This is a genomic window from Vibrio sp. 1641 (genome assembly GCF_033339995.1).
Taxonomy (GTDB): domain Bacteria; phylum Pseudomonadota; class Gammaproteobacteria; order Enterobacterales; family Vibrionaceae; genus Vibrio; species Vibrio alginolyticus.
Genome location: NZ_JAWOVP010000267.1, coordinates 1 through 632 on the forward strand (window position 1 = coordinate 1; position 632 = coordinate 632).

A 632-nucleotide genomic window follows, 5' to 3' on the forward strand; every position below is an offset into this window, starting at 1 on the left:
TCAACGCCATGCGTGCCATCGCGATCCCGACTGCAGCTTCCGCCGCAGACATCGCCATGTCTGTTCGATTGAAAAAGTGACCAACATCGGTTTTAAAATCCAATCCCATTGCCGAAGCCCAATACAACCACTCATAATCACGTGTCGCTTTTTCCCACGGCATCGCGTCGTGCAACAACGTAGCCGCTTGCCATTGATTCGCAGACATCGACGATGTTTGATCACCAAAAGGAGTTTTTAGCCACCGATGATCCTCAAGGTATTTAGGGCTCATCACTGGCAGCAATTTTTCATCGAGAATCAACTCGGCATCATGGTCTCGATAAGGGTGAAGACCGTAGTCAATGGCGACGTCATAGTCTTTCAAATCGCTGTTGACTAGCGCTCCTTCCGCAAAGATCTGCACTTGAATTTCTGGGTTCTCTAGTTGAAAGCTTTCGAGTTTAGGCACTAGCCACTTAAAGGCGAATGAGGGAGTGAGCTTCAAGCGAACCTCATTGATATGCTTTTCTACTCTCAGATCATCAAGCAACTTGCCTAACTCAGAGAAATGCAACTGCGTGGCTTGTTGCAGTTGTATTCCCTTTTCGGTGAGGCGGATCCCTCGAGAGTGGCGTTCAAAAAGAGTAAAA

General features: G+C 47.8%; 1 protein-coding gene. It reads right to left on the reverse strand.

The genetic code is table 11. From position 1 onward, the window contains the following. On the reverse strand, window positions 1–632 hold a 632-nt coding region (locus R7Z47_RS25450), incomplete at both ends, for a LysR substrate-binding domain-containing protein (RefSeq protein WP_318130839.1).